The sequence below is a fragment of the Microcystis sp. LE18-22.4A genome (genome assembly GCF_027531105.1).
GTDB lineage: Bacteria > Cyanobacteriota > Cyanobacteriia > Cyanobacteriales > Microcystaceae > Microcystis > Microcystis aeruginosa.
Window position 1 is genome coordinate 1 of sequence record NZ_JAPZRB010000103.1, and the last position, 5,839, is coordinate 5,839.

The 5,839-nt window shown below is 42.6% G+C and carries 7 protein-coding genes and 1 pseudogene; 4 read left to right on the top strand and 4 right to left on the bottom strand.

All coding sequences use genetic code 11. The features are described 5' to 3' along the window. Positions 1 to 500: Rpn family recombination-promoting nuclease/putative transposase (locus O9295_RS04420; protein WP_288032004.1), on the top strand; the 500-nt coding region annotated here is incomplete at its 5' end. A gap of 265 nt (positions 501 to 765) precedes the next feature. Here O9295_RS04420 and O9295_RS04425 read toward each other — a convergent pair. Further along, a complete protein-coding gene (locus O9295_RS04425; RefSeq protein ID WP_061432451.1) occupies positions 766 to 1,524 on the bottom strand; it encodes a sulfite exporter TauE/SafE family protein in 759 nt (252 codons plus the stop codon). A 254-nt stretch (positions 1,525 to 1,778) separates the two neighbouring features. On the opposite strand from O9295_RS04425, the gene O9295_RS04430 reads away from it, so the two are divergent. Continuing rightward, complete coding sequence (locus tag O9295_RS04430) at positions 1,779 to 2,666, top strand: lipid kinase (protein WP_287970049.1); 888 nt, start codon at positions 1,779 to 1,781, stop codon at positions 2,664 to 2,666. A 2-nt stretch (positions 2,667 to 2,668) separates the two neighbouring features. On the opposite strand, the gene O9295_RS04435 is transcribed toward O9295_RS04430, so the two are convergent. Next, positions 2,669 to 3,724 (bottom strand): amino acid ABC transporter substrate-binding protein, encoded by a 1,056-nt coding sequence (locus O9295_RS04435; RefSeq protein ID WP_002796409.1) that lies wholly within the window; start codon positions 3,722 to 3,724, stop codon positions 2,669 to 2,671. Positions 3,725 to 3,760: 36 nt separating this feature from the next. Continuing rightward, a complete protein-coding gene (locus O9295_RS04440) occupies positions 3,761 to 4,501 on the bottom strand; it encodes a TIGR00297 family protein (protein ID WP_002762834.1) in 741 nt (246 codons plus the stop codon). A gap of 44 nt (positions 4,502 to 4,545) precedes the next feature. Between O9295_RS04440 and O9295_RS04445 the strand changes: the two genes are divergently transcribed. Next, entirely contained in the window at positions 4,546 to 5,250 is a 705-nt protein-coding gene (locus tag O9295_RS04445; protein ID WP_288032005.1) for a cytochrome b/b6 domain-containing protein, read from the top strand. A 100-nt stretch (positions 5,251 to 5,350) separates the two neighbouring features. Here the strand turns inward: O9295_RS04445 and O9295_RS04450 are convergent, their stop codons facing one another. Beyond that, complete coding sequence (locus tag O9295_RS04450; protein WP_288032007.1) at positions 5,351 to 5,479, bottom strand: hypothetical protein; 129 nt, start codon at positions 5,477 to 5,479, stop codon at positions 5,351 to 5,353. 83 nt (positions 5,480 to 5,562) lie between these two features. Between O9295_RS04450 and O9295_RS04455 the strand changes: the two are divergent. Then, positions 5,563 to 5,700, top strand: a pseudogene (locus O9295_RS04455) (ISKra4 family transposase); the annotation flags it as partial. Positions 5,701 to 5,839: the final 139 nt, after the last annotated feature.

Sequence of the window (5,839 nt, forward strand, 5' to 3'; positions counted from 1 at the left end):
ACTCCGAGCGAGTGAGACGGATTTATCTGAATGAATTAGAAAACATTCCTCAAACTTCGATTGGTTTAGCTACAGTCCAATTAATCACCCTATCTAAAGCAAAAGCGATTGATAGCACCCGAAAATTAATCCAAAGAGTGAGAGAAGAATTAACCCCCGACCAAAAACCGCAAGAACTCTTACAATTAATAGAGACGATTCTCGTTTATAAGTTACCGCTTCTCAATCGTCGGGAGATAGAAACTATGTTTAGTTTAGATGAATTAAAACAAACTCAGTATTTTCAAGATGTGCGCGAGGAAGCGCGTCAGGAAGGTCGTCAGGAAGGTCGCGAGGAAGGCATTGAGCAAGGTCGTGAGGAAGGCATTGAGCAAGGCAGACTAAACAAAGCATTAGAGGCGGTCCCCCGTTTGTTAGCCTTAGGGTTAAGTGTTGAGCAAGTCGCATCCGCGTTAGAGTTAGAGGTTGAACAGGTTAAAGCTATACAAAAAGGGACATAATCTCCTTATGTCCTCATGTCTAGGATGTCCTGTTATACTAAATCCTGTTTGATTTGATTGATTCAAGCTAATGTTATGGCTAATACTGGGAAAAGTTAAGATTTATACCCCATAGATGAGCGATTAAAAGCAATAATCTCCGCCATTCTACCCCCCCGAATTTGTCAAGTATTCTCCGTTTTTTATTGATGAATACGGAAAAAGCCCATCAGGGAGAGACTGGAAGGGTTAGAAAGTTGAGATTTAACGAGTCCGTTGATGCGGTCTAAGAGCAAGCGCGGATGAAGAAATAAATGGCCATCAGTAGCAGAAAAATATAAAAAGTAATCCGCACCAATCGATCCGGTAATTTCGGTAAAAAACGAGTGGTTACTTGTACACCTAGTGAACCACCGATACCTAAAATAATCCCTTGTAGATAAAGAATATGACCGGCTTGGGCATGAGCGAAACAGGCGGCGATCGAATTGAGTAAAACCACACCTAAACTGGTGACAATGGCGATTTTGATCTTTTCTGCCAAAAAAATCATTTGTAGTGGCACCATGATCGCCCCACCGCCAATTCCGAAAATACCGGCTAAAAATCCAGCGATTCCTCCGGTTAGCAGACAGGCTAGATTAGGATGCAATCTAAGGGCAGAAACTGGCTCTTTTTGGCTTAAATTTTGCTTGAGATTGGTTAAATAGATATTGAGTAGTAAAAAACAACCAAAAGCCGCTTCTAGGAGGTGTTTGGGGCTAGATTTGACCAGATAGACCCCGATAAATGCCGTAAAAATCCCGGGTAAACCTAAGAGGAGAACTCGCTGCCATTTGAGGGAACCTAATCGCCAATTTTGGATCGTACCCCCTAGGGAAGTGAAAACGATCGCTAAACTGCTGGTAGCCACCGATTCTCCGTAACTGTAGCCCAAATTTAACAGGATCGCCACGGAGATAGTGCCACCCCCAATACCGAATAAACCCGCTAATAAGCCCGAAAAAACGCCCGTTATCAGTAAAATCAAGTAATTGTCTGCCATTATCTTCGGTTCATGGCCTTTAAGGGTCTGAATTTGCTATTATACATAGGACTTACTGAAAAAGTAAGGGCGAAGCATTCGGATAGAAAATCTACGGTTTCAGCGATAGTTTATGCCCGAATGCTTCGCCCCTACAGGACTTGCACCTGTTTCGCAAAACCAGCCACTAAAACCCTTACCTCGTCTATATTTCACATTTATTCAGCAACTCCTAATTACATAACCTTTATCCCGGCACTCTGAGAAACTTACCTATGACTAAAAGAGCTTTACTACTAATCAATCGTCACTCGCGCAAGGGTAAAGAAAACTTTGCTCAAACTGTTGATCTGCTCAATCATTGGGATTTTGAAATTATCAGCGTCCCTTTGAAAAAGGTAGAAGATATACCTTTTTTGATGGAAAAATATCGCTCTAATATTGATTTAGTTATCGTCGGTGGTGGCGATGGGACTCTTAATGCTATGGTGGATGTGTTGGTAGAAACTCAACTGCCCCTAGGCATTATACCTTTGGGAACGGCTAATGATTTGGCCCGGACTTTAGGGATACCGAATTCTATTGCCGAAGCCTGTCGAATTATTGCGGAAGGTAATTTAAAATATATCGATCTAGGTTGGGTAAATAATAAATACTTTTTCAACGTGGCTAGTTTAGGATTAAGTGTGAAAATTACCCAAAAACTGAACAAGGGTTTAAAGCGACGTTTGGGGATTTTGGCCTACGCTTGGACAGCCCTACAGTTATTAAGTAAAACTCGTCCTTTTACCGCTATGATCGGTATTGATGGCCAAAATATCAAAGTTAAAACCCTACAAATAGCGATCGGAAATGGTCGTTATTATGGGGGAGGAATGCCGATCGCTCATGATGCCCAAATCGACGATCAAAGATTAGATTTATATAGCCTAGAAATTGAACACTGGTGGCAAATTTTCCCGCTTTTATGGACATTACCGCGAGGACAACAGGGTTTATTATCTTGGGTGAGAACTCTTAAGGGGAAAGAAATTCAAATTCAGACTCGTAAACCCCATAGTATTAACACCGATGGCGAAATTACTAGCACTACTCCCGCCATGTTTCGAGTTATTCCAGCGGCCTTAGGAGTCTATATTCCCCGTCAGGAAACACAATTTTAAAATTAACGAAAAGGAGGAGAATACAATAAACCCCCCTTTGTCCAAAGATTATTTAAACCTCGATCGAGTTGCAGGGGTTTACCGATTTCCCGATCATAAATTTCCCCGTAATTACCCACCTGTTTTAAGACTCTTTGGGCAAAATCATTGGGTAAACCCATATCTTCACCTAACTTCTCATCGATACCCAAAAAGCGCCGAATACTGGGGTCTTTGCTGTCGGCAAAAGTGGCAATATTTTGGGAGTTAATCCCAAATTCTTCCCCTTGAATTAAACTAAAAACGATCGAGCGGACGGCATTCGACCAAGCGGGATCACCATCGGCCACGGCCGGGGCCAAGGGTTCCTTAGATATTACCACTTCTAATAATTGATGATCCTGCGGTCGGGGAAAAACCGAGCGCCGGGCCACCAATTGGGAGCGATCGGAAGTGACAGCCTGACAACGCCCCGCCTGATAAGCTGTATATAAAGCCTCCACATCATCGGAAACGATCGGTTTATAACCTTGCACTGCCGCTTTTGCCATGGCATCGGCCAGATTTTGTTCTGTGGTGGTTCCCGATAGCACACAAATTGACTTTCCGCTCAAATCTTCTAATTTCTTAACATTACTGGCTTTCGTGGCCATGATTCCCTGACCATCATAGAAAACCGGGGTGATAAACTCCATCCCCAGAGCGGTATCCCGGTTAATCGTCCAGGTGGTGTTGCGACTGAGGATATCCACTTCTCCCGTCTGTACGGCAGTAAATCTCTCTTGGGGGCTAAGTTTACGATATTCGACTTTGGAGGGATCATCAAAGAGAGCAGCCGCAATAGCTCGGCAAATTTGCACATCTAAGCCCGAATATTCGCCTTTTTCATTAACAAAGCTAAACCCAGGCACTTCTCCGTTAATGCCACAAATTAACTTACCGCGATTTTTCACCGTTTGCAAGCGGTCAGCACTGGGACTATTTGCAGTGTTAGAACTAGAATTCGGTTGATTTTCCGTCCCACAGGCAGTAATTAGCAGTAACAGCAGGGACAATGCACAAAAACGCCACTTTAGCATAGATATTCTCTGAAAAATTTTTTTAGTCACTTAATTTTAGCTGAAAGACCAGAGCAAGCTTAACAGGATAGCTACGATCGCACCGATAACCGTATTGATCACATTGACCAATTCATTAGTTAACCACAGAAAGCGAGTTTGTAGAGTAGCACCGATGAGACTTTCGATATTGGTGGCGATAAATGCCGCAATTACGCACCATAACACACCAAGAAGATCGATCGCACCGATAGCCCATGCTAACAGGGAAATAGCCGTGGCTGCCAACAAACCAGCGATCGTTCCTTCTAAACTAACAGCACCTTCTGTTCCCCGGGGGACGGATTTAAAATTAGTAATCAGATAAGTGGTTTTACCATAAGCTTTGCCCACCTCACTGGCAGTAGTATCGGCTAATTTGGTGCTAAAACTAGCCACATAAGCGAGTATTAAGAGGTAATCCCAGGGAGAAGCGGCAAAAAGACTTAGGATAGCGCAAATTGCCCCCGCTAAAGCGGAACCCCAGACATTTTCAGGACCGCGCACCCCCGCTCTTTTTTCGGCAATTCCCTCCGCTTCCTTGCGCGCTAAACCGATGCGGGTGACAGTAGACCCGACGAGGAAATAGAATAAAACAATTAGATAACCGCGCCATCCCAAGCTTCCCCAGACAATCACCCCTAAAACCCAAGCATGGAGATAACCCATCCGAGTTAAGAGCTTTTTTGGGGCAATCCAGGCGATTCCGAGGAGGACGGTATTGAGAAGAACAGCGACGAGCCAAGGATTAGTTAACATAGTATCTGGGCAAGTTTACATACCCCATTGTATCGATCGAGTTCATGAAAACTAATCAACCTTATCAACCTCTTTTACTGCGAATTCTGCACGGATTCACGGGAATTGCCCTCATTGCCGCCATGGTTACGGCCTATTGGACCTATGATACTTTTGACGGTCGTTGGTTAAAACTGCCCTTACCAGAATATCAAGAAATTGAAAGTATTCATGGCACTTTTGGCCTCTATACTCTGATTATCTTTCCCGTTTTTGCTATCTATGCTTTTCGTCGCGGCAACAAAAGATTAATTCAAAGTGATTCTCTTAACAAATTAACCCAATTTGGTAAGCCGATTTGGTGGTATAGTCTCCATCGTTTAGTCAATACTTTGACTCTTTTTGCCCTAACTTTTGCCTTGTATAGTGGTCGGATGATGGATTCCAAATGGCTACCGGAAGGGGAATTGAATCACTTTTGGTATTATGCCCATTTGCTCAGTTGGTTAATTATGGCAGTATGTCTGATCCTGCACCTGCTCATGACTGCTAAAGTGGGAGGGGTTCCCCTGTTATTATCTATCCTTAAATGGCATTTTCGTGAACAAGATAGCCCGAAATTATGGTTATCTCAATTACGTCAATGGGGGTTAGGTTTGCGTCTAGCCAATACTTGGCAGTGGCTACAATCCCTTAACTTATATAAGGTCTTAGAAATTGTTGTTTTATTGGCTATTGTAGCAGCTTGGATTGTTCCCAAGTTTGACTAAGCTGTACTGTATTTAAACTGCGTATTGGGAATTTTAGTACAAATGCTCAAATTCCCTGCTCCCACCTCTCCTATACCTTTTAAATAGGATTTAGTATGATTTATTGACCCCGACGAGCGAGAATAATCATCGTCTTCGCTAAGGGAGCAATACGACCAATACGATAGACTTTCTCTAACGATAAATTAGCTTCTGTTAACAGTTGTGTGATAGTTTTGACAGGGAGCAAGTCAAAGCTGAAGAACAAATAAACTACTTGACAAAAGCATCAATTGGGTATGGGATAGAGAAAAGAGTAGGGAAAAGACAAAAATGACTCCAGAGCAACAACAAGAACTTAACCAACATATTCAAGCGATAGCCAAGATTCTTCATCAGGAAGCTGAGGCTGAAAAAATTCAAACTTTAGAGGGAATAGAGACGACAATAAGAGAACAGACCTTAAAATATAAGCTAAAACGCACTTAAACCACCTAAAATAGAAATAGTAACTTGAGAAAAATCCTACTTATGCCAGCCAAAGATTTCCTAGACTTAGAAGAAAAGAAAAACTTACAAAAAGCTCTTAAAGAAGAAGAAAGAGCAGAGG

Bases quoted from the DNA above. Each gene is read 5' to 3' on its own strand.
- O9295_RS04425 (WP_061432451.1), bottom strand. From the start codon at position 1,524: ATGGCAGACAATTACTTGATTTTACTGATAACGGGCGTTTTTTCGGGC.
- O9295_RS04430 (WP_287970049.1), top strand. From the start codon at position 1,779: ATGACTAAAAGAGCTTTACTACTAATCAATCGTCACTCGCGCAAGGGT.
- O9295_RS04435 (WP_002796409.1), bottom strand. From the start codon at position 3,724: ATGCTAAAGTGGCGTTTTTGTGCATTGTCCCTGCTGTTACTGCTAATT.
- O9295_RS04440 (WP_002762834.1), bottom strand. From the start codon at position 4,501: ATGTTAACTAATCCTTGGCTCGTCGCTGTTCTTCTCAATACCGTCCTC.
- O9295_RS04445 (WP_288032005.1), top strand. From the start codon at position 4,546: ATGAAAACTAATCAACCTTATCAACCTCTTTTACTGCGAATTCTGCAC.